At 51.3% G+C, this 26,585-nt stretch carries 25 protein-coding genes; 15 read left to right on the forward strand and 10 right to left on the reverse strand.

Annotated features, from left to right (window positions below; all coding sequences use genetic code 11):
• Positions 1-14: 14 nt before the first annotated feature.
• The 6 genes from LVQ79_RS20820 to putP form a co-directional block, all read right to left on the reverse strand.
• Positions 15-335 (reverse strand): PTS sugar transporter subunit IIB, encoded by a 321-nt coding sequence (locus tag LVQ79_RS20820; protein WP_064517748.1) that lies wholly within the window; start codon positions 333-335, stop codon positions 15-17.
• 262 nt (positions 336-597) lie between these two features.
• On the reverse strand, positions 598-1,386 hold the full coding sequence (gene phoH, locus LVQ79_RS20825) for a phosphate starvation-inducible protein PhoH (protein WP_208326128.1): 789 nt from the start codon (positions 1,384-1,386) through the stop codon (positions 598-600).
• Between the two features lie 593 nt (positions 1,387-1,979).
• Positions 1,980-3,263 carry an iron uptake transporter deferrochelatase/peroxidase subunit gene (gene efeB / locus LVQ79_RS20830; protein WP_232866523.1) on the reverse strand — a complete coding sequence of 428 codons (1,284 nt, stop codon included), beginning with the start codon at positions 3,261-3,263 and terminating at the stop codon, positions 1,980-1,982.
• Positions 3,264-3,268: 5 nt separating this feature from the next.
• A complete protein-coding gene (efeO, locus tag LVQ79_RS20835) occupies positions 3,269-4,393 on the reverse strand; it encodes an iron uptake system protein EfeO (protein ID WP_232866525.1) in 1,125 nt (374 codons plus the stop codon).
• A gap of 32 nt (positions 4,394-4,425) precedes the next feature.
• Positions 4,426-5,259, reverse strand: coding sequence for an iron uptake transporter permease EfeU (gene efeU, locus LVQ79_RS20840; protein ID WP_232866528.1), 834 nt, complete (start codon positions 5,257-5,259; stop codon positions 4,426-4,428).
• Positions 5,260-5,424: 165 nt separating this feature from the next.
• Positions 5,425-6,933 (reverse strand): sodium/proline symporter PutP, encoded by a 1,509-nt coding sequence (putP, locus tag LVQ79_RS20845; RefSeq protein ID WP_232866530.1) that lies wholly within the window; start codon positions 6,931-6,933, stop codon positions 5,425-5,427.
• A gap of 478 nt (positions 6,934-7,411) precedes the next feature.
• Between putP and putA the strand changes: the two genes are divergently transcribed.
• Together putA and LVQ79_RS20855 are read left to right on the forward strand one after the other, a co-directional pair.
• Positions 7,412-11,371, forward strand: a complete 3,960-nt coding sequence (gene putA / locus LVQ79_RS20850; protein WP_232866533.1) for a trifunctional transcriptional regulator/proline dehydrogenase/L-glutamate gamma-semialdehyde dehydrogenase — start codon at positions 7,412-7,414, stop codon at positions 11,369-11,371.
• A 56-nt stretch (positions 11,372-11,427) separates the two neighbouring features.
• Positions 11,428-11,826 (forward strand): lysozyme inhibitor LprI family protein, encoded by a 399-nt coding sequence (locus LVQ79_RS20855; RefSeq protein ID WP_232866536.1) that lies wholly within the window; start codon positions 11,428-11,430, stop codon positions 11,824-11,826.
• On the opposite strand, the gene rutR is transcribed toward LVQ79_RS20855, so the two are convergent.
• Positions 11,823-12,467, reverse strand: coding sequence for an HTH-type transcriptional regulator RutR (gene rutR, locus LVQ79_RS20860; RefSeq protein ID WP_232866539.1), 645 nt, complete (start codon positions 12,465-12,467; stop codon positions 11,823-11,825). The genes LVQ79_RS20855 and rutR overlap by 4 nt on opposite strands.
• Before the next feature lie 375 nt (positions 12,468-12,842).
• Between rutR and rutA the strand changes: the two genes are divergently transcribed.
• Genes rutA through rutG form a run of 7 tightly spaced genes read left to right on the forward strand, consistent with a single transcriptional unit; the run spans position 12,843 to position 18,266 of the window.
• A complete protein-coding gene (gene rutA, locus LVQ79_RS20865) occupies positions 12,843-13,934 on the forward strand; it encodes a pyrimidine utilization protein A (protein WP_232866541.1) in 1,092 nt (363 codons plus the stop codon).
• Positions 13,934-14,632: a pyrimidine utilization protein B gene (rutB, locus tag LVQ79_RS20870; RefSeq protein ID WP_232866544.1), complete on the forward strand. Its 699-nt coding sequence runs from the start codon at positions 13,934-13,936 to the stop codon at positions 14,630-14,632. Before rutA ends, rutB begins: the two co-directional genes overlap by 1 nt.
• A gap of 13 nt (positions 14,633-14,645) precedes the next feature.
• Complete coding sequence (rutC, locus tag LVQ79_RS20875; protein WP_232866547.1) at positions 14,646-15,032, forward strand: pyrimidine utilization protein C; 387 nt, start codon at positions 14,646-14,648, stop codon at positions 15,030-15,032.
• A gap of 3 nt (positions 15,033-15,035) precedes the next feature.
• Positions 15,036-15,836, forward strand: a complete 801-nt coding sequence (gene rutD, locus LVQ79_RS20880) for a pyrimidine utilization protein D (protein ID WP_255669183.1) — start codon at positions 15,036-15,038, stop codon at positions 15,834-15,836.
• Positions 15,833-16,423, forward strand: a complete 591-nt coding sequence (locus tag LVQ79_RS20885) for a malonic semialdehyde reductase (protein ID WP_232866550.1) — start codon at positions 15,833-15,835, stop codon at positions 16,421-16,423. Before rutD ends, LVQ79_RS20885 begins: the two co-directional genes overlap by 4 nt.
• Positions 16,424-16,433: 10 nt before the next feature.
• Positions 16,434-16,922, forward strand: a complete 489-nt coding sequence (rutF, locus tag LVQ79_RS20890; protein WP_232866552.1) for an NADH-dependent FMN reductase RutF — start codon at positions 16,434-16,436, stop codon at positions 16,920-16,922.
• A 27-nt stretch (positions 16,923-16,949) separates the two neighbouring features.
• Positions 16,950-18,266, forward strand: a complete 1,317-nt coding sequence (gene rutG / locus LVQ79_RS20895; protein WP_232866554.1) for a pyrimidine utilization transport protein G — start codon at positions 16,950-16,952, stop codon at positions 18,264-18,266.
• A 57-nt stretch (positions 18,267-18,323) separates the two neighbouring features.
• Here rutG and LVQ79_RS20900 read toward each other — a convergent pair whose 3' ends face one another.
• Positions 18,324-19,232 carry a DMT family transporter gene (locus tag LVQ79_RS20900; protein WP_232866557.1) on the reverse strand — a complete coding sequence of 303 codons (909 nt, stop codon included), beginning with the start codon at positions 19,230-19,232 and terminating at the stop codon, positions 18,324-18,326.
• 122 nt (positions 19,233-19,354) lie between these two features.
• Positions 19,355-19,531 (reverse strand): con-10 family general stress protein, encoded by a 177-nt coding sequence (locus LVQ79_RS20905; RefSeq protein ID WP_034456279.1) that lies wholly within the window; start codon positions 19,529-19,531, stop codon positions 19,355-19,357.
• A 371-nt stretch (positions 19,532-19,902) separates the two neighbouring features.
• Here LVQ79_RS20905 and wrbA point away from each other — a divergent pair, with 371 nt between their 5' ends.
• Together wrbA and LVQ79_RS20915 are read left to right on the forward strand one after the other, a co-directional pair.
• Positions 19,903-20,499, forward strand: a complete 597-nt coding sequence (gene wrbA, locus LVQ79_RS20910; RefSeq protein WP_064517716.1) for an NAD(P)H:quinone oxidoreductase — start codon at positions 19,903-19,905, stop codon at positions 20,497-20,499.
• 18 nt (positions 20,500-20,517) lie between these two features.
• On the forward strand, positions 20,518-20,745 hold the full coding sequence (locus LVQ79_RS20915) for a YccJ family protein (protein WP_064517714.1): 228 nt from the start codon (positions 20,518-20,520) through the stop codon (positions 20,743-20,745).
• A gap of 46 nt (positions 20,746-20,791) precedes the next feature.
• Here the strand turns inward: LVQ79_RS20915 and agp are convergent, their stop codons facing one another.
• A complete protein-coding gene (gene agp, locus LVQ79_RS20920) occupies positions 20,792-22,033 on the reverse strand; it encodes a bifunctional glucose-1-phosphatase/inositol phosphatase (protein WP_232866560.1) in 1,242 nt (413 codons plus the stop codon).
• Between the two features lie 171 nt (positions 22,034-22,204).
• Between agp and LVQ79_RS20925 the strand changes: the two genes are divergently transcribed.
• The 4 genes from LVQ79_RS20925 to LVQ79_RS20940 all read left to right on the forward strand — a co-directional run bounded on the left by LVQ79_RS20925 (position 22,205) and on the right by LVQ79_RS20940 (position 26,516).
• Positions 22,205-22,654 carry a winged helix-turn-helix transcriptional regulator gene (locus LVQ79_RS20925; protein WP_232866563.1) on the forward strand — a complete coding sequence of 150 codons (450 nt, stop codon included), beginning with the start codon at positions 22,205-22,207 and terminating at the stop codon, positions 22,652-22,654.
• Between the two features lie 210 nt (positions 22,655-22,864).
• On the forward strand, positions 22,865-23,659 hold the full coding sequence (locus LVQ79_RS20930; RefSeq protein WP_232866566.1) for an SDR family NAD(P)-dependent oxidoreductase: 795 nt from the start codon (positions 22,865-22,867) through the stop codon (positions 23,657-23,659).
• 631 nt (positions 23,660-24,290) lie between these two features.
• On the forward strand, positions 24,291-25,475 hold the full coding sequence (locus LVQ79_RS20935) for an OmpP1/FadL family transporter (RefSeq protein WP_232866569.1): 1,185 nt from the start codon (positions 24,291-24,293) through the stop codon (positions 25,473-25,475).
• A gap of 90 nt (positions 25,476-25,565) precedes the next feature.
• Entirely contained in the window at positions 25,566-26,516 is a 951-nt protein-coding gene (locus LVQ79_RS20940) for a hypothetical protein (protein ID WP_232866572.1), read from the forward strand.
• Positions 26,517-26,585: the final 69 nt, after the last annotated feature.

Raw genomic sequence — 26,585 nt, forward strand, 5'->3', positions numbered from 1 at the left:
AACAAAATATAAAATTAATTACTTGCTGCCTTCTTGATAGATGCGACTGCTGCTTTCAGCACGCCTAACCCATCAATTTTGCCGTACATTGCTGAATCAATAACTTCTACCGGTTTACCTGGTAATACTTTCTGAATTTCTGGCAGCATATAAGCGATCTGTGGTCCAAGTAATACCAGATCCGCATCCTTGCCTTTTTCAGCAGCCAGAGTTTCAGGCCAGGCTTCGATAATTACAGGCACTTCATACTTCTCTGCCTGCGCCTTCATTTTTGATACCAGCAATGAGGTGGACATCCCGGCAGAACAAAATAGGTAGATACGTCTTTTGGTCATAATAAATTCCTCACGTTGCAATAGCCTGCATGTCTGAAATCAGCACAACCCACGCCTGCAAAAGGGACTGATTGGAAAGTTCTGATTGTTTCTTGTTGAGAGAAGTATACGGCAACACGTCGGCGGGGAATAATATTATGGAGCCCAAAATTGTCTCTCCTTGACCATCCGTTTTGATACCCTTCACATTTTGGGTAAATAATTCGCGCAAAGAAAAAAGCCCAAACAGAGTTTGGGCTTTACAATTCTTTCACACCAGAAATCAGTCGTAGGCATTCAATGCGCGCTGGCAAAGGGCCGAGCGCACACAATCTTGTTTGCCAAAGCGAACCACACCTACCATTTCATCTTCTTCAAAACGTTCCAGAGCATCACTCAGGCCGGACTTAACACCCCGTGGCAAATCGCATTGTGTGATATCGCCATTGACGATGACCGTCACGTTTTCCCCAAGGCGCGTTAAGAACATTTTCATTTGCGCTGCGGTGACATTCTGCGCCTCATCAAGAATAACCACCGCATTTTCGAAGGTACGTCCGCGCATATAGGCGAACGGCGCAATCTCTACTTTGCCAATTTCGGGACGCAGACAGTACTGCATAAAAGACGACCCTAAACGTCGCACCAGGATGTCATACACCGGGCGGAAATAAGGAGCGAATTTTTCCGAAATATCCCCAGGTAAGAAGCCGAGATCTTCGTCAGCTTGCAGGACCGGGCGGGTGACAATTATCCTGTCGACATCCTTATGTATCAGGGCCTCAGCGGCTTTCGCCGCACTGATATACGTTTTGCCGCACCCGGCTTCACCGGTGGCGAATATCAGCTGCTTTTTCTCGATGGCGTTAAGATAGTGCTCCTGAGCCTCATTTCGCGCCGCTATCGGGGAGTTATCACGGCAATCTCTTGCCATACCGATAGATTCAACGCCGCTCATCTGCACAAGCGTTGTGACCGATTCCTCTTCGCGTTGTTTGTGGCTACGCGAATCCCGTCTCAGCACACGTTTTGCTTCACGACGAGCTTTGATCACTGCTTTCTGTCTTCCCATGGATGGCACCTTACAGTTGGTTTCATTTCCCGCGCCACAACACAGTGCGCGATTATGTTCACTAACGGATGAGGTTTGGCTTCCTTTTAAGCCATGAACTGCCGGTTGAGAGGATGCACCAGTTAGACGAATTACGCCGCTTAGCGCATCGTTAATACATTGAGTTGTAAAAGGATCAGGTTTTTTAGCGGTGAAGATAGCGAAGCCGGAGGAGACACCTCCGCGCTGGGTAGTGCGGGTAAGAAGTTTGCTCAATCGTCCAGTACAGGACCCTACCATTCGCGATCTCCATTGTGATTAAGATTCACAGCCGGGAACTACCGCTCGTGCTTTAATTACATCAAAAATTATCTAAATTGCAACTTTTATTTTACTTTAAATCAACATTCGCGTTTCGTCATTCGCTTATCAAATTTATGACATAAAAATATTACACTTTTATATCAATGGTGTAGACATATAGAAATTGAATGAATACCTGGCAGGCAAATTGTTAGCAAAGGAAAAATTAGCAGGAGAAGAGAAAGTTAAGCATCCCCTTCTTATATAGAAGAAGGGGATGCTTAGGATTAAGTGATTTCGAGATTACAGAATCATGCTTCCAGAAGCCCTTGCCCTAAATAGTGCTGCTTATCCACAACACCCGGCAATACAAAGAAGTACCCACCGCCAATCGGCTTCACATACTCCTCCAGCGCTTCGCCGTTAAGACGTTGCTGCACAGCCAAAAAGCCCTTCTCAAGGTCATGCTGGAAGCAGACAAATAACAATCCCATATCCAGTTGCCCGGACTTTGATACACCCAATGAATAGCTGTAACCACGGCGCATCATCAGGTTGGACTGCGTCTCTTTAGTGCGTGGGTTCGCCAGACGAATATGAGCATCCAGCGCAATCACATTACCGTCAGGGTCTGCTGCATAGTCCGGCTCGTCGTGCTCATTCTTCATGCCAAGCGGCGCACCACTATGTTTGTCGCGGCCAAAAATAGTCTGCTGCTCTTTTAGCGGCGTTCGGTCCCAGGACTCAACATGGAACTGAATAATACGCACGGCCTTGTAGCTGCCGCCTACCGCCCATGCTGGCTCTTGCTGATCTGCCGTCACCCACACCACATCATTCATCAGCGGTTTGTCTTCGCTGTTAGGGTTCGCCGTACCGTCTTTGAATCCTAACAAATTGATAGGTGTCTCTTTGCCACGCGAACGCGCTGCGTGGTTGGAGATAAACCCTTCGCGCTTCCAACGCACGCTTAGCAGATCCGGCGTGTGTTTGATGATATCTCGCAAGGCATGGATAACCGTATCCGCTGTATTCGCGCAAATCTGGATCAGCAAATCACCATGACACAAGCTGGCATCCAACGAGTCATTAGCGAAGCGTTGCATCTTTTGCAGCTTTTTCGGCATCTGCCCTTTCAGCCCAAAGCGCTCATCAAACAACGATGCTCCCGCAGAGAGCGTAAAAGTCAAGTTATCCGGGTAAATCTGCGCACCAAGAATCCCTGAGTCCATCGGTGGCATCCGTGGATTAGGGGTATCCGGCGCAGGCCCACCCGTGGTGAGGAAATCGAAACGCGCAGACAGCAACTTGAATAAACGCTCAAGGTCAGCTTTATCACTGGCCAACACATCAAAGGCAACCAACATCATTGCCGCTTGCTGTGGCGTCAGTACACCAGCCTGATGCTCACCGTAAAACGGTTGTTTTTCCATGCGCGCATCTGGGGGTAATGTGCCAGGAGAAGTCTCTTGTTTCGCCGCTTGTGCCATGGGGCATCCGCCCGCAACGGCAAGAGCGCCACCGAGCGCGCCCAAACCTTTCAGTAAGCGGCGGCGAGCCGGAATATGCCCGCCGTTTTTATTTTTATCTTCCATAAAAACTAGTCCAGACCCAATACGCCACGCAGTTGTGACAAATCTTCTGCCAGCGCCGTTACCGGCCCTTTCAGCGCATTGCGGTCTGCATCGGTCAGTTTGTCATAAGTCTCGAAGCCGTCTTTAGTACGGTATTTAGCAAGAATGGTGTCCACTTTCTTGAAGTTGGCATCCACTTTTGCCAGCAATGGTGCGTTGTCTTTAGTCAGCAACGGGCGCAGCAAGTTAACAATTTTCTGTGCACCATCAACGTTTGCCTGGAAGTCCCACAGGTCAGTGTGGCTGTAGCGATCTTCTTCACCACTGATTTTGCTAGCCGCCACTTCTTCAATCAGGCCCGCAGCACCGCCGACAACTTTGCTTGGTGGGAATGCCAGTTCAGAAATACGTGTTTGCAGATCCAGCACGTCGCTGTTGAGCTGATCGGCATATTTTTCCATGCCTTTAGTGGAGTTATCACCAAACAGCGCTTTTTCCAGACGGTGGAAACCAGTGAATTTTGGATCATTGGCTTTCTGCTCGTAATCATCTTCGCGGGCATCAATGCTGCCGTCGAGATCCGAGAACAATTCAGCAATAGGTTCGATGCGCTCATAATGCTGGCGAGTTGGCGCATACAGAGATTTGGCTTTTTCGATATCGCCGGCTTTCACAGCGTCAGTAAAGGCTTTTGTGCCTTTAACCAATTCTGCAACTTCGGCAGTCACATAAGCTTTGTATTCAGTGATTGGCCCGGCCAATGCCATCAGGTCGTTTTTCGGTGCAGCCTGATCGCCCGCCGCTTTAACGACAAGCTTGCCCTTAGGGTTGCTTAGCAGGCCACAGGTCATGTCGTACTCGCCCGCTTGCAGGTTAGCCGTCATTTTCTGAGAGAAACCAGGTGCGATGTTCTCACGCTCTTCAACTACCATCACCCCTTTCAGGATTTCCCACTCCAGTGCTTTCTGGCTGTTGTTTTGAATGATGAACTGGGTTTTACCGGCGTTAACAGTAATGTTCATCGGTTCGCACTGTTTATCAGTCACAGTAACTTTTACCTGAGGAACATCAGCGGCCTGTGCGGCAAATGCAGAAGATGCCAGCGCGAAAAGCGCGGCGTGCAAGGCTTTACGACGAAAGTGTGTAGTCATGGCCAATCCCTATCAAAATTAGTATGTTGTAACTAACGAATGTTATTTGTTGCCTGAACGCTCAAGCGAGGCGGCATAAAGAACAGCACCAGCACGGGGATCAGGTAGATAAAGTACATCGCCACTTCGCTGACGCTCGGCGCTTCCTGGTAACCGAAAATACCTTCGAGCAGCGTACCGGTCAGAGAATGAGTGGTAAGAACATTACTGAGGTCAAAAGCGATATCCTGGAAGTGATTCCAAAGTCCCGCTTCGTGGAAAGCACGTACTGCACCTGCTGCAAGCCCTGCGGCCACCAGCAGAATAAACAGGCTGGTCCATTTGAAGAACACGGCCAAGTTCAGACGAATACCGCCCCAGTAAAGTAAGAAACCAAGCACAATCGCAGTGCCCAGGCCAAGCATCGCACCGAGTGGTGGCATGATGCCCACGTCCTGCTGGAATGCTGCCAACAGAAAGAATACTGACTCCAGTCCTTCACGGGCGACAGCGAAGAACACCATTAAAATTAGCGCCCAACCGTGGTTGCCTTTGCTGTGCAGCGCTTCGTCCACTTTCTGCTCGAGTTGCCCTTTCACATTGCGCGACACTTTGCGCATCCAGAACACCATCCACGTCAGGATGAAGACCGCGATGACTGCCACGATGCCTTCAAATAACTCCTGCTCTTTTTGCGGGAATTCACCGGTGGTTTCGTTGATAAAGATACCCAGCGCCAGGCACAATGCAGCTGCCGCCACAACGCCAATCCACATGACGCCAATCCATTGGCCACGTTGAGTACGCTTCAGATAACTGGCAATCAGGCTAACAATCAGCGCGGCTTCCAGGCCTTCGCGTAACATAATGAGAAACGGGACAAACATTACTGACACCCCAACTGTGAACTCAGGTCAAATGGCGTAAAGAAAAGTAAACCATAACGATTGTGATTATCATTACCGAAAAAATAAACACAAGCAGAGAATTTGTATATTTTTGTACAGCTGTAAAAAAGGCCGCGATAAGCGGCCTTCAAAGGGTGTTATGAATTACTCAGGTTGTAATTTGCTCGGCGGTGCGGAGTGATAAATTTCGTCCGCTTGTTCGAAGCGTTTTTGCATGGTCGCACTTGGCGCTTTGCCAAGCAGGCTGACTGCAACAATACCGATGCTGCCGAAGATGAAACCAGGGATGATTTCATACAGGCCCAACCAACCGAACTGCTTCCAGACGATAACAGTCAGCGCACCGATGATCATCCCTGCCAGCGCGCCATTACGCGTCATGCGTGACCACATTACCGAGAACAGCACAACCGGGCCAAACGCGGCACCGAAGCCTGCCCATGCGTAGCTGACCAGGCCAAGTACACGGTTTTCAGGGTTAGCCGCCAGCGCGATGGCGATAAGTGCCACCAGCAACACCATAAAGCGCCCTACCCACACCAGCTCTTTTTGCCCGGCGTCCTGGCGGAAGAAGGCTTTATATAAGTCTTCAGTGATCGCACTGGAACAAACCAGCAACTGGCAGCTCAGAGTGGACATCACCGCCGCCAGAATGGCCGACAGCAAGATACCCGCAATCCATGGGTTAAACAGAAGCTGCGCCAGTTCAATGAACACACGCTCGCTATTCTGATTGACCGCACCCGCAAGCGCCGGGTTGTTGTTGAAATACGCGATACCAAAGAAGCCAACAGCACACGCACCCGCCAGGCACAGAATCATCCACGTCATACTAATGCGACGTGCTTTAACAATGGTGTGATGCGAATCTGCCGCCATGAAGCGCGCAAGAATATGCGGCTGGCCGAAGTAACCCAGGCCCCAGCCCATTAGCGAAATAATCGCCACGAAGTTCAGGCCTTTCAGCATGTCGACGTTTTCGATACTTTTTTGCTTGATAACCGCCATCGAATCGTCAAATCCGCCAACCGCAATCACCACCATTACCGGTGTCAGGATCAAAGCAAAGATCATCAAACTCGCCTGTACGGTATCCGTCCAGCTTACTGCCAGGAACCCACCGACAAAGGTATAAATGATGGTTGCCGCAGCCCCCGCCCAAAGTGCGGTTTCGTAGCTCATGCCGAAGGTGCTTTCGAACAGACGCGCACCGGCCACGATGCCAGATGCGCAATAGATGGTGAAGAACAGCAGAATCACTAACGCGGAGATAATACGCAGCACACGGCTTTTATCTTCAAAACGCCCGGTGAAATAATCTGGCAGCGTCAGCGCATTGTTGTTCACCTCAGTGTGAACTCGCAGGCGTCCGGCGACCAGTTTCCAGTTGATATATGCGCCCACCGTCAAGCCGATGGCAATCCAGCTTTCCGAAATACCGGAAAGGAAGATGGCACCCGGTAGGCCCATCAGCAGCCAGCCGCTCATGTCGGATGCGCCCGCTGATAATGCAGTAACCACACTACCCAGGCTGCGACCGCCCAGAATGTAGTCATCAAAGTTTTTCGTTGAACGCCAGGCGATAAACCCTATCAATATCATGCCGAAGATATAGATAAAGAAGGTCACCAGCATTGGTGTACTCATGTTCATGCAAGTTCTCCACATTATTTCCCCCGTCATCCTTCAAGCCGCAGATGCGTTGGCTGCATCCGCGCGCTCCAGTCACATAGTTAACTATGCTCCTGGAGACTTACGGCCTGGCCGCCTTCCTGCAACTTGAATTATTTAGGGGGGTTAGTATTTTTTATTCACAAGCGTTTTAACACACTATTCACAATAAATTCACCGTACAAAAATTAGCTTTTCTCACCAGGTTGCACTCGCTCACGCTTTTCACGGTTGCACCCTTAGAAAATGTTAACTCTGTCAGTTAATTCACCCTGTCTGCGAATAATTAGCCCACTTGTTTTCTAATTCCAGATTTAACAATTCAATCTATTTCCCAGCTTGCTATCTGGCTCACATTTAACAAGGTTGCACAAAGTTGCAACATGATAGATATTGCCCGATAACTTTTATCAACCCTTCAATATTTACCCGAGTAATAACGGGTATGGGAGTTACTGGCATGGCCACCACCATGGGCGTAAAACTGGACGACGCGACCCGCGAGCGCATTAAAGACGCCGCTTCACGTATTGACCGCACACCACACTGGCTAATCAAACAGGCGATTTTTAATTATCTCGAACGCCTGGAAAATAACGACGAATTGCCAGAACTTCCGGCCATGCTGGCAGGTGCCGCGAATGAAAGCGAAGAATCTGCCCCGCATATTGAAGAAACACATCAGCCATTCCTTGATTTTGCAGAACAAATTCTTCCTCAGTCCGTTACTCGCGCAGCTATTACCGCAGCCTGGCGCCGACCGGAAACCGATGCGGTGCCGATGATTCTGGAACAGGCACGTTTGCCAGTGAATATTGCAGAAAAAACTCACAAACTGGCGTACCAACTCGCTGAAAAGCTTCGTAATCAGAAGAGCGCATCAGGCCGGGCGGGCATGGTACAAGGTTTGCTGCAAGAATTCTCACTTTCCTCACAAGAAGGTGTGGCGTTGATGTGTCTGGCTGAAGCGTTATTGCGCATCCCGGACAAAGCCACGCGCGATGCGTTAATCCGCGACAAAATCAGCAACGGCAACTGGCACTCGCATATTGGCCGTAGCCCATCACTGTTTGTGAACGCTGCCACCTGGGGTCTGCTGTTTACCGGCAAACTGGTGTCCACGCACAACGAGGCTAGTCTGTCGACATCCCTGAACCGCATCATCGGGAAAAGCGGTGAGCCGTTAATCCGCAAAGGTGTAGATATGGCGATGCGCCTGATGGGCGAGCAGTTTGTGACCGGCGAAACCATTTCAGAAGCATTAGCTAACGCCCGCAAACTCGAAGAGAAAGGTTTCCGCTACTCCTACGATATGTTGGGTGAAGCAGCACTGACCGAAGCCGATGCACAGGCTTACATGGTTTCTTATCAGCAAGCGATTCACGCGATTGGGAAGGCCTCTAATGGGCGTGGCATTTACGAAGGCCCTGGCATTTCCATCAAGCTTTCCGCACTGCACCCGCGCTATAGCCGCGCGCAGTACGATCGCGTAATGGAAGAGTTGTACCCGCGTTTGAAATTCCTGACGTTGCTGGCCCGCCAGTATGATGTCGGCATTAACATTGACGCCGAAGAGGCCGATCGCCTGGAGATCTCACTCGATCTGCTGGAAAAACTCTGCTTCGAACCTGAACTGGCAGGCTGGAACGGTATTGGTTTCGTGATTCAGGCGTACCAAAAACGCTGCCCGTTTGTGATTGATTACCTGGTGGATCTCGCCACCCGCAGCCGTCGCCGCCTGATGATTCGTCTGGTGAAAGGCGCGTACTGGGACAGCGAAATCAAACGCGCCCAAATGGATGGACTGGAAGGCTACCCGGTTTATACCCGCAAGGTTTACACCGACATCTCTTATCTGGCCTGCGCGAAAAAACTGTTGGCAGTACCAAACCTGATTTACCCACAGTTTGCGACACACAACGCCCATACGCTGGCAGCAATCTACAATCTTGCCGGGCAGAACTACTATCCTGGCCAGTATGAGTTCCAGTGCCTGCACGGCATGGGTGAACCACTTTACGATCAAGTGGTGGGCAAAATTGCCGACGGTAAACTGAATCGACCTTGCCGTATTTATGCACCTGTTGGCACCCACGAAACGCTACTGGCGTACCTGGTGCGTCGTCTGTTAGAAAATGGCGCGAACACCTCGTTTGTTAACCGTATTGCCGACAACACCTTGCCGCTAGATGAGCTGGTTGCCGACCCGGTTACCGCCATTGAAGCTATCGCGGTTAAAGAAGGCCAACTCGGTCTGCCACATCCAAAAATCGCTGTACCGAAAGAGCTTTACGGCGCGAACCGCACCAACTCCAGCGGCCTGGATCTGGCGAACGAACATCGCCTCGCCTCCCTCTCCTCTGCCCTACTTAACAGTGCGGCGCAAAAATGGCAGGCGCTGCCGATTCTGGAGAATGCCGTCGCACCAGGCGATATGGTGACAGTGAAAAACCCAGCGGAACCGACAGATGTCGTTGGTTATACGCGTGAAGCCACGTACGAAGAGGTTTCACAAGCACTCGTGAGTGCCGTGAATAATGCACCAATCTGGTTCGCCACCCCGCCACAAGAACGCGCCGCGATTCTTGAGCGAGCGGCCGTGATGATGGAAGGCCAGATGCAAAAGCTGATTGGCGTTCTGGTGCGTGAAGCAGGTAAAACCTTTAGCAACGCCATTGCCGAAGTGCGTGAAGCCGTGGATTTCCTGCACTACTACGCAGGCCAGGTACGCGATGATTTCGATAACGAAACCCACCGCCCGCTCGGCCCAGTCGTTTGCATCAGCCCGTGGAACTTCCCTCTGGCTATCTTTACCGGGCAAATTGCTGCAGCCCTCGCAGCCGGTAACAGTGTGCTGGCAAAACCGGCTGAGCAAACCCCGCTGATTGCCGCCCTCGGTATCAATATTCTGCTGGAAGCCGGTGTGCCTGCGGGCGTGCTGCAACTTCTGCCAGGCCGTGGTGAAACAGTGGGCGCACAGTTAACAGGCGATGCCCGTGTGCGTGGCGTGATGTTTACTGGTTCCACCGAAGTGGCTACTTTGCTGCAACGCAATATCGCCGACCGTCTTGATCCACAAGGTCGCCCGACGCCGCTGATTGCAGAAACCGGTGGTCTGAACGCAATGATCGTCGATTCTTCAGCGCTTACCGAACAAGTGGTGGTTGATGTGCTGGCCTCGGCCTTTGATAGCGCAGGCCAGCGTTGTTCCGCACTGCGCGTGTTGTGTATCCAGGAAGATGTCGCCGAGCATACGCTGCAAATGCTGCGCGGTGCGATGGCGGAATGCCGCATGGGCAACCCAGGCCGCTTAACCACGGACATCGGCCCGGTTATCGACGCCGAAGCGAAAGAGAATATCGAGAAGCATATTCAAACGCTGCGCAGCAAAGGCCGCAAAGTATTCCAGGCGGCTCGTGAAAACAGCGTGGATGCCAAAGAGTGGCAGAGCGGTACTTTCGTCGCACCTACATTGATTGAGCTGGAAAGCTTCGATGAGATGCAAAAAGAGGTGTTTGGCCCTGTGTTGCATGTGGTGCGTTATAACCGCAACAACCTGGAAACGCTGATTAACCAAATCAATGCGGCGGGATACGGTCTGACGCTTGGCGTACATACGCGTATTGACGAAACCATTGCCCAAGTTACAGGTTCCGCACACGTCGGTAATATGTACGTCAACCGCAATATGGTTGGCGCGGTCGTCGGTGTGCAGCCATTTGGTGGCGAAGGTTTATCGGGCACCGGCCCGAAGGCCGGAGGCCCACTGTATCTGTATCGCCTGCTGGCAAACCGCCCGGACAACGCGCTGCAAACTACCTTTAACCGCCAGGATGCTGAGCTACCGGTAGATTCCACGCTTAAAGCCAGCCTTCAGGAAGCTCATCAGGCGTTAGCGCAATGGGCAGTAAAAAAAGGCGAATTGCCTGCTATCTGCGCACGCTTCGCGCAACTGGCACAAAGCGGCACGTTACGCCAGTTACCGGGGCCAACGGGTGAACGTAACACCTACGCCCTTATGCCGCGCGAGCGAGTGTTGTGTATCGCAGATAATGAGCAAGACGTACTAGTGCAACTAGCAGCAGTGACGAGCGTGGGCAGCCGTGCGCTATGGGCTGATGACAAACTTCATCGCGAACTGGCGAAAGCACTACCGGATCTGGTACAGAAGCATATCGATTTCGCGAAAGAAGATGCGTTGCTGAGCCAGCCGTTTGATGCGGTGATTTACCACGGTGATTCCGACCAGTTACGCGCATTGTGTGAAAAGGTAGCTGCGCGGGATGGGGCCATTGTTTCGGTACAAGGCTTCGCACGCGGTGAAACTAACCTGTTGCTGGAGCGTTTATACGTTGAACGCTCACTTAGCGTGAATACTGCGGCAGCAGGTGGTAACGCCAGTTTGATGACAATCGGCTAAGTTTTCACTACGCTAAAAAGGCTCCTTTTTGGGAGCCTTTTCTTCGAGGAATACTGATGAAACGCGTTTGTTTACTAATAACGGGATTGTTGTTGAGCGCCAATGCGCTGGCCGATAGTTGCGACTCGGCAACTTCACAAGCTGGGCTTAACGAGTGCGCCAGTAACGAATATAAAAAGCAGGATGATTCACTTAATCAGACTTACAAAGAGGCGATGAAACTCGCCACGGACACCCAGAAAACCCAGCTCAAAGCGGCGCAAAATGCGTGGATTGCATTTCGCGACGCCGACTGTGCATTCTTAACGTCTGGTGCTGACGGCGCATCCGTCGCACCGATGGTGCATGCACAATGCATGACGGATAAAACCCGCGAACGCACTGAACTGCTAAAAAGCACGCTGCAATGCGAAGAAGGGGATGTCAGTTGTGTCTTCCATCCACAACAAAATTAACGCACTCGAATTCCTTCAATAATCATTCGCTGCACGTTTTCCACCGTGCGGCGGAAAAACGCCTCGTCCTGTAGATTGCTACCCGCTACTGCTTCAACCTGGCTTGCGAAATCAGCGTAATGCTGAGTGGTTGCCCATAGCATAAAGATCAAATGATGCGGATCGACCGCCGCCAGTTTTCCGCTTTCAACCCAACCGGCAATGATTGCGGATTTATCATCGACCAGCGTTTTCAAATCCCCGCTCAACTCTGCTTTCAGCAGCGGAGCGCCTTGTAGCATTTCAAGGCAGAACAGCCGCGAGGCCTGCGGGTAATCGCGGGAAACTTCCAGTTTCAGCCGGATGTATTCGCCTATCGCTACCAGCGGCTGTAAATCCTCACGAAACGCACGTAAAGGGGCAAGCCAGATATCAAGGATCTGCTTAAGCACGGCAATATAGAGCGCTTCTTTAGAAGGGTAATAATAGAGAAGGTTTGTTTTTGACACTTCCGCACGCTCAGCTACCTGTTCGATGCTGGTGCCGTGAATGCCGTATTGGGAGAAGAACTCCAGTCCTGCCGCCAGAATAGCCTGCTTTTTCGCCGCTACCGCTTTGGAACGCCGTCCGGTTTCTTTCGTTGCTGCCGCACCTTGTGCCATGCGCCCTCTCATCGTTCTGTTTTGCCCGACAGCATAGCAAAGACCACGTCAGAAGTGCGCGTTGTATGCACCCTGAACGCGCACGAACGCCTGTTTTTTGTGCACCAGTTTTGACCAAGCAGTCTGGTTTCAATCACCTAAAAACAGCAACCAATAAACAACATGCTGATAACAAGTGACTTTCTTAACCTGGCATCAGGTTTGCAAAGACTGAAATGACAAATCAATACCCATTAGCATTCGAGTTGCAGCAAGGCGGCAAGGACGATTGTCCCCAGGAGCTTACTTGAGTAAGTGACTGGGGCGAGCGTTTGCAGCCAACGCCGCTGCGGCTTGAAGGATGATGGGTATACCACCTGTGATGAGAGGCTTGCGATGAAAATTGGCGTATTCATTCCTATCGGTAACAACGGCTGGTTAATCTCCACGACTGCGCCGCAATACATGCCCACTTTTGAGCTCAATAAAGCGATTGTGCAAAAAGCGGAATACTACGATTTCGACTTTGCCCTCTCGATGATCAAGCTGCGTGGCTTTGGCGGAAAAACAGAATTCTGGGATCACAACCTGGAGTCTTTCAGCCTGATGGCGGGCCTTGCGGCGGTGACCACCAAAATTCAGATCTACGCCACTGCCGCCACGCTGACTTTACCGCCCGCCATTGTGGCGCGTATGGCATCAACCATTGACTCCATCGCGCCGGGGCGTTTTGGCGTCAATCTGGTGACCGGTTGGCAAAAACCAGAATACGAGCAAATGGGGATCTGGCCAGGGGACGAATATTTCGCTCGCCGCTATGACTACCTGTCTGAATACGCCACCGTGCTGCGCGATTTATGGGGAACCGGGCAAAGTGATTTAAAAGGCGAGTTCTTCACCATGAACGACTGCCGCTTAAGCCCGCGCCCTGCCCAACCAGTGAAAATGATCTGTGCCGGGCAAAGCGACGCGGGCATGGCGTTCTCCGCAGAATACGCCGACTACAACTTCTGCTTTGGCAAAGGTGTTAACACGCCAACCGCGTTTGCCCCCACTGCCGCACGCATGATGGAAGCGGCGGAGAAAACCGGGCGCGATGTCGGCTCTTACGTTCTATTTATGATTATAGCCGATGAAAGCGACGAAGCCGCTCGCGCGAAATGGGAGCACTACAAAGCCGGGGCCGACGAAGAAGCCCTGGCATGGCTCACCGAGCAAAGCCAGAAAGACACCCGTTCGGGCACTAATACCAACGTGCGGCAAATGGCTGACCCCACTTCAGCGGTGAATATCAACATGGGCACCCTGGTTGGCTCTTATGCCACCGTCGCCCGTCTGCTGGATGAAGTGGCTACCGTGCCGGGCGCTGAAGGTGTACTGCTTACCTTTGATGATTTCCTGAGTGGCATTGAAGCCTTTGGCGAAAAAATCCAGCCGCTGATGCAATCGCGCGCGCACCTATCCCCATCAACCCGCGAGGTGGCGTAATGAAAAACATCACCCTGGATGCTCGCCCGGAAGCCATTACTTTCGCACCTGAACAAACGGCACTGATTGTCGTGGATATGCAAAACGCTTATGCAAGCAAAGGTGGCTATCTCGATCTTGCCGGGTTCGATGTTTCGGCAACTAAGCCGGTTATCGAAAACATTAAAACTGCCGTTGCCGCTGCGCGTGAAGCGGGGATATTGATCGTCTGGTTCCAGAACGGTTGGGATAGCGATTACGTCGAAGCAGGCGGTCCAGGCTCGCCAAACTTCCATAAGTCCAATGCATTGAAAACCATGCGCAAGCAGCCGGAATTACAGGGCACGCTATTGGCAAAAGGCGGCTGGGATTACCAACTGGTGGACGAACTGGTGCCACAGGCAGGGGACATCGTTTTACCCAAGCCTCGTTACAGCGGTTTCTTTAACACGCAGCTCGACAGCATCTTGCGTTCGCGCAGTATTCGCCACCTGGTGTTTACCGGCATTGCGACTAACGTCTGCGTGGAGTCGACGCTGCGCGACGGGTTTTTCCTTGAGTATTTCGGCGTGGTGCTTGCCGATGCCACCCACCAGGCCGGGCCTGCTTTTGTGCAGCAAGCTGCCTTATTCAATATCGAAACCTTCTTTGGTTGGGTAAGCGACGTCGGCACATTTTGCCAGGCGTTGCAGCCACAATCTTTCGCCCGCATTGCCTGATAAGGAATAACCCATGCCGAAATCCGTAATCATTCCGCCTGGAACCGCAACGCCTATCGCTCCGTTTGTGCCAGGCACCCTCGCCGATGGCGTGGTGTATGTCTCCGGTACGCTGCCGTTCGATAAACAAAACAATGTGGTGTATGTCGGCGACGCTAAAGCCCAGACGCGCCATGTGCTGGAAACCATTAAGTCGGTGATTGAAACCGCAGGTGGCACCATGGATGACGTGACCTTTAATCAGATTTTTATTACCGACTGGACAAACTACGCCGCCATCAACGAAGTGTATGCCGAGTTTTTCCCAGGTGATAAGCCTGCACGGTTCTGCATTCAGTGTGGTCTGGTGAAACCGGATGCGTTGGTCGAAATCGCAAGCATCGCGCACATCGGGAAATAGCTTATGCAGATTGAGCTGACTCAAGCGCCCTTCCCCAACGCCCCGGTCTTGCTGCTAATAGCCGGGCTCGGTGGCTTGGGCAGCTACTGGCTACCACAACGTGCGGCACTGGCTGAACATTACCAACTGGTGGTTTATGACCAGCGCGGCACGGGTGTGAATAAAGAGCCGCTGCCCAATGATTATTGCCTCGCGGATATGGCACATGAAATCCACACCGCCATGCTGCAACAGGGCATCACGCATTACAGCGTGCTAGGACATGCACTGGGTAGCCTGGTCGCAATGCAGCTGGCGCTGGATTACCCCGCAGCCATCGACAAGCTGGCAATAATCAACGGCTGGTTGCAGCTCAACGCCCATACCCGGCGCTGCTTTGCGGTACGTGAAACGCTGTTGCAAGCTAGCGGCCCCGCCGCTTATTTGCAGGCGCAGCCGCTGTTTCTCTACCCGGCAGACTGGATGGCGGCCAACCAGCCGCGCCTTGAAGCCGAAGAAGCGATGCATAACGCGCACTTTCAAGGGCAGGAGAATCTCACTCGCCGCCTGAATGCGTTAAAGGCCGCTGACTTTCACGCTACTGCCGCCCGCATCCACCAACCGGTGCTGGTGATTTGTTCCCGTGACGATCTGCTGGTGCCGTGGAGTTGCTCTGAAGAACTGCATGATGCACTACCTGACAGCCAGCTTGAAATCATGCCGTGGGGCGGGCACGCCTGCAACGTCACCGCGGCCAGTGATTTTAACCAGCGACTACTGACTTTGCTGGAAACCGAACCTGCTTATCACAAGGAAATTGTATGAGTCATGCTATTACTTCCGAAGCGCTGGAAACCTTATTTACTGGCGCGCATACCCATAGCGTCTGGCTGGATAAACCAGTGAGTGATGAACAAATTGCTGAGATTTATAACCTGCTACGCCTTGGCCCTACATCAGCCAACTGTTCGCCTGCCCGCTTTTTGTTTGTGCGCAGTACTGAAGCGAAAGCGCGCCTGAAACCCACTCTTTCTGCGGGCAATGTCGAGAAAACCATGACCGCCCCGGTTACCGCGATTGTGGCCTGGGACCCGGTATTCTTTGAGCAACTACCCAAATTGTTCCCTTACGCCGATGCCCGCGCCTGGTTTACCTCAAGCCCGGAACTGGCGCAGGAGACCGCCTTTCGCAACAGCTCGATGCAAGCGGCGTATCTGATTTCTACCTGCCGGGCACTCGGTTTAGATACCGGACCAATGTCCGGCTTTGACCGTGAAAAAGTGGATGCCGAGTTCTTTGGCACAAGCGGCTGGAAAAGTAATTTGCTGGTTAATATTGGCTACGGTGATCCGGCGAAAACCCATTCACGCTTGCCACGTTTAGCGTTTGAAGAAGCATGTATTCTCGCCTGAGGAGTTAAAGATGATCGAAAAACAAGCCTTTCGCGATGCGATGTCATGTCTTGGCGCTGCGGTGAATATTGTCACCACCGACGGTCCAGCCGGACGTGCTGGGTTTACCGCCTCGGCGGTATGTAGCGTAACGGATGAGCCACCAACATTGCTGGTTTGCCTGAATCGTAGCGCTTCCGTGTGGCCGATTTTTAGCCGCAATCAGGCGCTGTGTGTCAACACGCTGGCGGCCGGGCATGAAGATCTTTCGAATTTATTTGGTGGGAAGACGGCGATGAGCGAACGCTTTTCAGCTGCCCGCTGGCGGCACGGTGTAACCGGCTGCCCGCAACTGGAAGGCGCACTCGTATCGTTCGACTGCCGCATTAGCCAGGTCGTCGGTGTAGGTACGCATGACATCTTATTTTGTGAATTAGTCGCCCTTGAACGTAACGACGATACCCATGGCCTGGTGTGGTTTGACCGTGGCTACCATCAACTGATGCGGCCTGCCTGTTAGCCGACACGATATCTGCTGGAGATGAATATGGCGAATACCTGGTTTCCACAATGGCGTAAAAAAACTGCGGTAGAAGGTGGTGTGGTGGCTCCGGACGAAACGCTGCCGCTGGGCCAGACGCTGGTGATGGGCGTGCAACATGCGGTAGCGATGTTTGGCGCCACGGTGCTGATGCCGCTACTGATGGGGCTTGACCCGAATCTGTCGATATTGATGTCGGGTATTGGGACATTGCTGTTCTTTATCGTGACTGGCGGACGGGTGCCGAGTTATTTAGGCTCAAGTGCTGCGTTTGTTGGTGTGGTGATAGCCGTTACTGGTTTTAACGGGCAAGGGCTGAATCCACATTTGAGCGTAGCGCTCGGCGGAATTATCGCCTGCGGTTTGGTATATACGCTGATTGGTTTTGTGGTGATGAAAGCCGGAACAGCCTGGATTGAACGTTTAATGCCACCGGTCGTGACCGGTGCGGTGGTGATGGCGATCGGCCTTAACCTCGCACCAATCGCGGTGCGCGGCGTTTCAGCCAGCAGTTTTGATAGCTGGATGGCAGTCATGACGGTGTTGTGTATCGGGCTGGTCGCGGTGTTTACCCGCGGCATGATTCAACGCTTGCTGATTCTTATTGGCCTGATACTCGCCTGCGCCATTTATGCGGTTCTGGCGAATGGGTTTGGCTTTGGCAAACCGGTCGATTTCGCCCTGCTAAGTTCAGCCGCCTGGTTTGGCATTCCGCAAATCACCTCCCCGACATTTAACGCACAGGCAATGATGTTGATTGCCCCCGTTGCGGTGATTCTGGTGGCCGAAAACCTTGGGCACCTGAAAGCCGTCGCCGGGATGACGGGCAAAAATATGGACCCGTACATCGGCAAAGCCTTTGTTGGCGATGGCCTTGCAACGATGCTTTCGGGTTCCGTTGGCGGCAGCGGTGTCACGACCTATGCCGAGAATATCGGCGTGATGGCAGTAACCAAAGTCTATTCAACGTTGGTATTTGTGGCGGCATCCGGGATCGCCATGCTATTGGGGTTTTCACCTAAATTTGGTGCCTTAATTCATACCATTCCTGCCCCGGTTATCGGCGGGGCCTCTATTGTGGTGTTTGGTTTGATTGCCGTGGCAGGCGCACGCATTTGGGTGCAACACAATGTTGATTTAAGCCAGAACGGCAACCTGATTATGGTGGCGGTAACCCTGGTTTTAGGCGCGGGTGATTTCGCCTTAACACTGGGCGGCTTCACGCTTGGCGGCATTGGCACGGCAACGTTCGGCGCGATTATATTGAACGCTATTCTGAGCCGACGCCAAGTGGTTATAGGCCAAAGTACAGTCATTCCGTAGGCCGGATAAGCGAAGCGTCATCCGACACAACGGCTGGAGTGGGTGGATGGCGCTACCCTACAAAGCTGATAATGATGTTTCTTTCTTCTTACGTTTAAGCTTCAACTCACTTACCAGAACGCCCAACACAATTAACGCGCCGCCAAGCAGAGCTAACACAGGTAAGCGTTCCCCGGCTATACGCCCGAAAATCCCTGCCCACACCGGCTCGCCAGTGTAAATTACCGTAGCACGGGTTGGTGAAACGCTGCGTTGCGCCCAGTTCATCGTCACCTGAATAATGGCGCTGAAAATGCCTAGCCCTAATGCAATCACCAGCAAACCGGGGGTAAACGATGGCACGCTTTCCCCGGCAGGTATCATGGTGGCAAAAGCCACAATCGAGGCGGTAGCGAGCTGGACAATGGTGACACGCTTAATATCCACTTTGCCCGCCCAGGCGCTGATGAGGATAATTTCTGCGGCAATCGCCAGAGCGCTTATCAGCGTGATAATTTCGCCCGCGCCGAGTGTGAGTGAGGTATTTTCCGGCCCGGCAAGGAAGACCAAGCCAATAAATGCCAGCACCACACCCACCCAGGACATCACCCCCGGCATTTTACCAAGGCATATCCATTGCAGCACAGGCACCAGCGGGACATACATCGCCGTGATAAACGCTGATTTACTGCTGGGAATAGTCTGCAAACCCCAGGTTTGCATGCTGTAACCAATGGCAATTGAAACGCCGATAAACACGCCAGCCTTCACTTCAAGCCAGGTCAGGCCACGCAGCGATTTTATTGACAGCAACCCAACGGCTAACGCGGCCGTCGCGAAACGTAAACCAACAAAAAAGAATGGCCCGCTCATGGTCATCGCATATTGCACAGCAAGGAAAGTCCCACCCCAGAACATGGTGACAAGGATCAGAATCGCTTCTTGAGGTTTGACGGATAGTTGATAGCGACGAAGTAAGGCAGACATGACATGACCTGGACGAGATAAGCAAGCCGGATAGTGTGCGATGAGGTGCAGAGCCATGCAATGGGAGAGTCAAAATAAAACCGCCGGTAAAAACCGGCGGTTGGGGTTAGTCTGGCGAGTGACTACTTACTACTACCTTTGCCGTGACTATTTTTGCCCCCTTTTTGGCCTGCTTCTGAGGCGCGCTGCGGGTCATTCTTGAAATTCCCGCCACTATGCTGGCCACCTTTACGACCTGCTTCTGATGCTCTTTCACGGTCTTCAGCGAAATTACCTGAACCACCACGATGGTTTGCCATTTCTAACCTCCGGATTGGTGAAATAGTTAAGTCATCATATTGCATTCAGTCAAAGAAGATTCTTTCACCGCGCAGCTTAAGTACCGCTACGTGGAACTAAGCTTAGTGCAGTCAGGGCAATTGACCAGTTAACCGTAATATCTTGCAACATGTAATCGCCAAAATGGGTGATTTTTTTGCCGCTTAATCCATAAGACTTTCTTATTTTTAATGAAATAATCACCTAATGAAAATGTGACGTAATTTTACGGAAATAGGCCCCCTCTTGTGCTGAATCAAGGAAACAGCTCTCCAGGTTGCACTCTGGGCCACAGCACATATCTTTAGAGGAGTGCAGCAAGTCGCTGCGTCACAGGTAGGAGTGAAGCGAAATGGCTAAAGTTCTGGTGCTATATTACTCAATGTACGGACACATCGAAACCATGGCACGCGCTGTGGCAGAGGGTGCACAGAAAGTAGATGGCGTGGAAGTGACGGTGAAGCGAGTCCCGGAAACCATGTCAGGTGAAGCTTTCTTAAAAGCCGGGGGGAAGACGCAAAATACCCCGCAAGCCACACCGCAAGAGCTTGCCGATTATGACGCTATTATTTTTGGCACTCCCACTCGCTTTGGCAACATGGCCGGCCAGATGCGCACATTCCTCGACCAAACTGGCGGCTTATGGGCATCGGGCGCTTTGCACGGCAAACTTGCCAGCGTATTTAGTTCGACAGGCACCGGCGGTGGCCAGGAACACACAATCTCCTCAACCTGGACAACTCTTGCTCACCACGGGATGGTCATTGTCCCCATAGGCTATGCTGCGCAAGAGTTGTTTGATGTCTCTCAGGTTCGCGGCGGGACGCCGTACGGTGCAACAACAATTGCTGGAGCTGATGGTTCGCGTCAGCCAAGCCAGGAAGAGCTTTCCATTGCTCGCTATCAAGGTGAACACGTAGCGGGCCTTGCCGTTAAACTAAATGGTTAAATAATTCTGGAGGAGTACATGCAGAATCAACAATCAAAAGTTCATCACGTAGGTGAATGGGCGAGTTTACGTAACACCTCTCCTGAAATCGCTGAGGCTATTTTTGAAGTGGCTAAATACGACGAAAAAATGGCGGAGAAAATTTGGGAAGATGGCAACGATGAGGTACTGGCGTTGGCATTTGAAAAAACAGATAAAGATTCGCTATTTTGGGGCGAACAGACGATAGAACGCAGAAACGTTTAGTCTGCACCGACCTCCCCCGCATCACGCGGGGGAGACAGTCACTTCCTCACTTCACGCTCTGCGCCAATACTTGCGTAAATTTATCCCACGGACAAAAACCATTTGCATCAGTTGGACAACCATTAAGCTGGAGCGTAACCCGCTGCGGTGGCTGTTGTAGACTTAGCACATCAGCTTTACGCAGTTGTTCCGCGCTTTGATAAACGTATTCCACCTTCATCAATTCACGATTGTTATTCGCATCATGCCAGCGCTGGAACATAATTTTCCCGCCAATTGGCGTGCGTTCATACTGTTCAGGCAACTGATAAGGTTTAAAATCCAATGCCGTCAAAAGCGATGCAATATTGGAGTCATGCCCCACCAGCAAAGTGATTTTTGGCCCTTTATTATTACTGCCCGCCAGCGCTTTCTGAATATATTTAATCAGCGGTGCCGCCACATTCTGAGCAACCTGTGGTGAGGTGAATAATGTATCCTGATAGCCATTTTTCAGCTGCGATAACACTTTCCACTGCTGATCCGTTTTGATTTGCCCCCAGGCAACTTGATCCAGTGGGAACCCTTCGTAATATTGCAATGTGAACGCATCGACCAGTGAGTTCCCCACTTTTAGTGGGCCGCTCACTCCCGGCTCCTCTGTGGCATTAGCAGTGAATTTATCTTTTTTTGCCGTGAGATCGCACTGCTGCTTTTCTTTACAGCTCGGTGAGTCTTTAAAAGCAACTATCTGCTCAAGCAACTGATAGCTGTCGCTCAGTTTGTACTGCTCGCGCTGGGTTTCCATCGCCTTCACAGCTGCTTGTTGAAACTCAGGTGAACCATTGGTGATCACCGGATTAAACGTTGGGTCCATCGTACCCATTTTCTCCTGGTGATGGACAGGCACATCACAACCAGGGAACGCACCAGTGATAAAGAACTGTGCTGTGGCAACGGTGCGTTGCAAACTGTTCGCGTAGGCATAAATGCTTTGTGGCGTTGGGCATTCACCGCTTGTCACCAACCCCTGCTCCGCAAACCATTCACGCAAATAATGGCCCATATACACTTCCAACACGCCACCTTTGGTGGTGAGTTGGCCGCCTGGCACATCCCACTCCGGCCATGATTGCGCCGTCGACTGTTCCAGTACGCTGCCATTATTGGCAAGAGGCGCACGCAGATTATGACGACTCATTAGTAAAACCTGTTGAAGCTGGTAACCCTGTGGTGCTGTTTCGGCTTGAGCCAACGCAGGAGCGAAGTAAGCCATTGCCAGTAATGCCGCGATCGTTTTTTTATTCATCTCTTCATCCTCAAGATGTTATTGCACAAAAGTGCCGCATTCAGTTTGGCAGAAAAAACTGACACCGCCTTCCGGGCCGCTCGCAAAACGGTGCAATGAATGAAAACTACTCAATCCCGGCGGGAGGTTTTATAATAAAACTAATAAAGGCCCTAAGCCTGTGGAGGATTAATGAAACGCAAAAGTATGGAGGGTAACGTCTGCCCGGTTGCCCGTTCACTGGATATCATTGGTGACTGGTGGTCATTGCTTATCGTGCGCGATGCTTTAAACGGCCTGACACGTTTTGGTGAGTTCCAGAAAAATCTCGGCATCGCCAAAAACATGCTTACTCAGCGACTCAAGCAACTGGTGGAACAAGGTATTTTGACCGTGCGTCCTGCCACTGACGGCAGCGCCTGGAATGAGTATGTGTTGACCGAAAAAGGCCGCGCTCTGCAAACGGTGCTGGTTGCGCTGGCACAATGGGGTGGTGATTACTTGTTTGATAGCCATGAAAAATGCAGCGTACTTGTTGATGGCGAGCATCATCAGCCGCTGCGTAAACTCCAGCTACAAGCGCAGGATGGCCGCACGCTTGCGCCTGATGAGGTGGTGGCACAGCGCCCTGAGTTAGTTTAAGAACGAGATATCCGGGGCGACTAGTGCAACGACATCCACTATTCGCCGATTCCCTTTTATTATTAATCTCTTAATCCACCAGCAAGCGTTCGTCTCAATGCAGAAATAAAAAAATTCACGCAATGTGGTTGCATTATAGAACCAATAAGCCTAATTTTAATTTAGTTTCATTATGAAACCACAAATCAACTTTCACGACGAGGCTTTACCATGACCACTTCCCCTTCTGTTGCAGTCATCACGGGCGCATCTTCAGGTATTGGCGCGATATATGCAGAGCGCTTTGCCGCTCGCGGTTTCGACCTGTTATTAGTCGCACGCCGTGAAGAGCGTTTGCGTGAACTGGCGAGTAAGCTTGAAGCCCTGCATGGCATCTCCGTTCAGATACTACCGGCCGATCTGGCGGCAGAAAGCGGTATTCAGGTGGTAGAAGAGGCGCTGCGCAGTAATGAACGAATCAGTGTGCTGGTCAATAATGCCGGAACCGCGCACCTTGCTCCTTTCACCGCAGGCAGCGCTGAGTTACACCAGACGGACATAATGCTGAATATCACCGCGCTGACCCGTCTAAGCCTCGCCGTCCTCGGCCGTTTCCAGGCACAAAATAGTGGCACCATTATCAACATCGCCTCGGTCGTCTCACTCCACGCCATCGCGGGTAGCGCCGTGTATAGCGGTACCAAAGGCTATGTGCTGAATTTCACGCGTGGTTTGCAGCAAGAGATTGCGGGCAGCAATGTGCGCATTCAGGCGGTATTACCTGCGGTCACCGCAACGGAAATCTGGGAGGTATCAGGTGTATCAATGGATCATTTAGCCCCGGATTCCATTATGACCGCTGAAAATATGGTTGATGCCGCACTGGCGGGATTGGATCAAGGCGAGGAAGTGACGGTGCCACCCCTGCACGATCTGGTATTGTGGGAAGCCTACGAATCTGCACGACTGGCGATTTTCGATGCTTCCCGAACAGGGATTCCTGCTCCGCGATATCAGAAGCAATAAGCGTAAAGCGCGGGATTCGTCCCGCTTTTCTGCATGATTTTGTAAAAGATGACTTGTTTAATTGAGGTTGTAGTCAGATTGCTATAATTAGTATCAGTAATCACTTCTTACCAATAATGTAATGAAAATGTTCAATTATTCTGCGATGGGCGCACTCGCCCTGGTTATCCTGGTTTGGCTTGCCATACTTTTTGATACTGCCAATATTCTCCATCACATTTCTGAAAGCCTGCATCTTATTGAAAATATGGTAAAAAACGACATTAATTAGGCTTTAGCATCTAAAGGCGAATGTTTTTTGCTCATATTCCCCCCTGCATTCTAAATAACTCAAACATTACCAGGGGACAGACCTCTGTACTCCCTCCAGATATTGGCGAGATCACAATCCACCTGCTACAAATTGTAGTGTCCAAATAGAATTTGCTATAACAAATATTGTTCATAATACATACGCTTCGGCTATGGCGTGGCGTTTGTGTGGTTACAATAAAATACATCATCTATGAAGTTAGTTGATTAATGTTGTTTATCAATCCGCAGGCCCGAAGTACAGGTGCTAATACATTTTCAGATGGCGGATAAACATTAATAGATGATAATAATGAAGCAAAAGTAAGGCTGCAGGCACATGAAAAAAATCGCCGTAATATTCTCTGGGTTGTTCTTTTCAACATTTTCACACGCAAGTGCACTCTATTTTTATGAAATTGGTACGGAAGATACGGCTCTGGCTGGCGCTGGTCAGGCCGCTCGTGCGCAGGATGCGTCAACGATTGTGACCAACCCGGCGGGGATGACTCGCCTGCCGGATCATATGTTCACCGGTGGCCTGCAAGCATTAGGTGGCGACATAGACTACCAGTTAGATAATTCAGCACAGCGCAGCCCTGGCAACGTGATGAATGTGATGCCAAATGCCAGTAGTTTCTACAACCAAAAAATTAATGACGACCTCTACGCGGGCATCGGGCTCTATGGTAACTACGGGCTGGGTATCGATTTTGGCAATTGGGCAGGCGAGCGCCTGATCAAGAAAAGCACATTGATGGCGATGACTCTTAGCCCTTCTTTAGCGTATAAGCTCAGCGATCGGGTATCTGTCGGGGCTTCTGCCAATATTAACTACGGTTTCCTATCACTGACCCGTGATGTCGATGGCGTTGATGACAAACAAAAAGACCATGACTGGGCGATGAGTTACCGTCTTGGCCTATTGATGCAGTTGACCGACCAGACTCGGGCTGGTGTCACCTGGAACAGTAAAACCGAATACGATTTTAATATTGACGGCAAGGCTCGCTTACCAAACCTGCCAAACGTGCAATATGACCTGCCGATTACCGCCCAGGTTAATGCTCCACAGCAGATAATGTTGAGCCTGGTGCATGACATTGATAAACAGTGGTCAGTGATGGGTGACCTGGGTTGGCAGGACTGGAGTGAGTTTGGTGCACCGCAAATTACCGTGGTCGGCCAGCAGGTGGATAAAAATAGCCGAATGAAAGATACCTGGCATACCGCACTTGGGGTGCAGTATCGCCCGACGGAACAATGGCGTCTGAATGCTGGCGTCGCGTTTGATAGCACGCCGTACAAAGATCAAAGCGATGTAGCCATGACCATACCAACCGGGGATGAATGGCGCTTTGGTACCGGTGCGCAATACCAGATTACTTCAGCCAGTAATATTGGTGTAGCCGTCGAATACCTGCATATGCAGTCTTCAAAAGTACAGTCACCCGGGATATTCCAGGGCAGTTATGACCACCCTTATCTCTGGTTTACCAGTGTCAATTACAGCTATCAGTTCTAAACTTTAAAGCTGGGCCAGTTAGCCGGACTTTTATGTTTGCTTATTTTCGCCTGTCACGTCGTCAAGACCATCGGAGGCTACTAGTCACATATGACTGTCCCGTTACCTGGCGCTCACATTTTGCTGGCAGCACTGCTATTCAGCCCGATCTGTTTTGCAGTAGACGGCGGTCGTCTTAAGCAACGCGCAGATGCGGTTCTCACGCTGATGAGCTACACCGTCGTGCCAGACGTCACCGCCAGCGATCTTAATATTGGCAATGGTAATAACGAGAGCCATGAACTTACCATTACCCAATTTGGCGGCGGAGCAACACTCAGTGAATCCTTTCCCCTTTATCTTGAAGGGACGATGAGTTACAGCCGTTATGACCCGCAATTTGTGCTGACCAACGGTGAAGAGAGCCGCAAGATCCCAACAAAATGGAACAGCGTGACCGCGACCGGTGGCGTTGGCTGGGATTTTCATCTGTATACCGATAAACGAGGGGGAAATCTGGTGCTACGCCCGATTGCCAATTTCATGCTGGGCACCATGGTGAGTGATTTGCGCGTTGGCACTTACGTGCTTAAGCAGCGTAGAGATAGTGATTTTGATTTTCTTGATGGTGGACGGCTCAACGCTTATGGCCTGGGAGGCTCGTTAATGCTCGACTACGAGCTATTTTCCAGGCAACAGGACATCGATATTGAGCTGCGTTATTCCGGAATGAGCCTGCAAACCTTCGCTAATACCTCACGTGCCGTCAAAGGGCACGCCAGCACGGAGAACCTCGGGCTTTATCTGCGTCGTCGGGCACCGTTATTTGACTGGAAGTTGCTTAAAAGCCCGGTTCGCTATGTGCTCGAAGGTGCACATACTGAATATCTTGGCGATCAACGCGGCCAACTTGGCTTTAATAGTCTCTCATCTGTGGGACTGGGCTTTGAGCTTGATAGCAGTAAGTATGATGTTTTTATTACCCGAACTCGTTTGGTGGCTCGTTACATGTTCGGTAATAACACCACGGGTTATGGTATCGGCCTGGCTATGAGTTTCTGACCACCAGCAATTGTAAAACTCCCCGAATAGCCTCTCGCAATTAAAATCGCAAACTAAGGTTTTTATAAG

The organism is Buttiauxella cochleicola (assembly GCF_021282405.1).
GTDB lineage: Bacteria > Pseudomonadota > Gammaproteobacteria > Enterobacterales > Enterobacteriaceae > Buttiauxella > Buttiauxella massiliensis.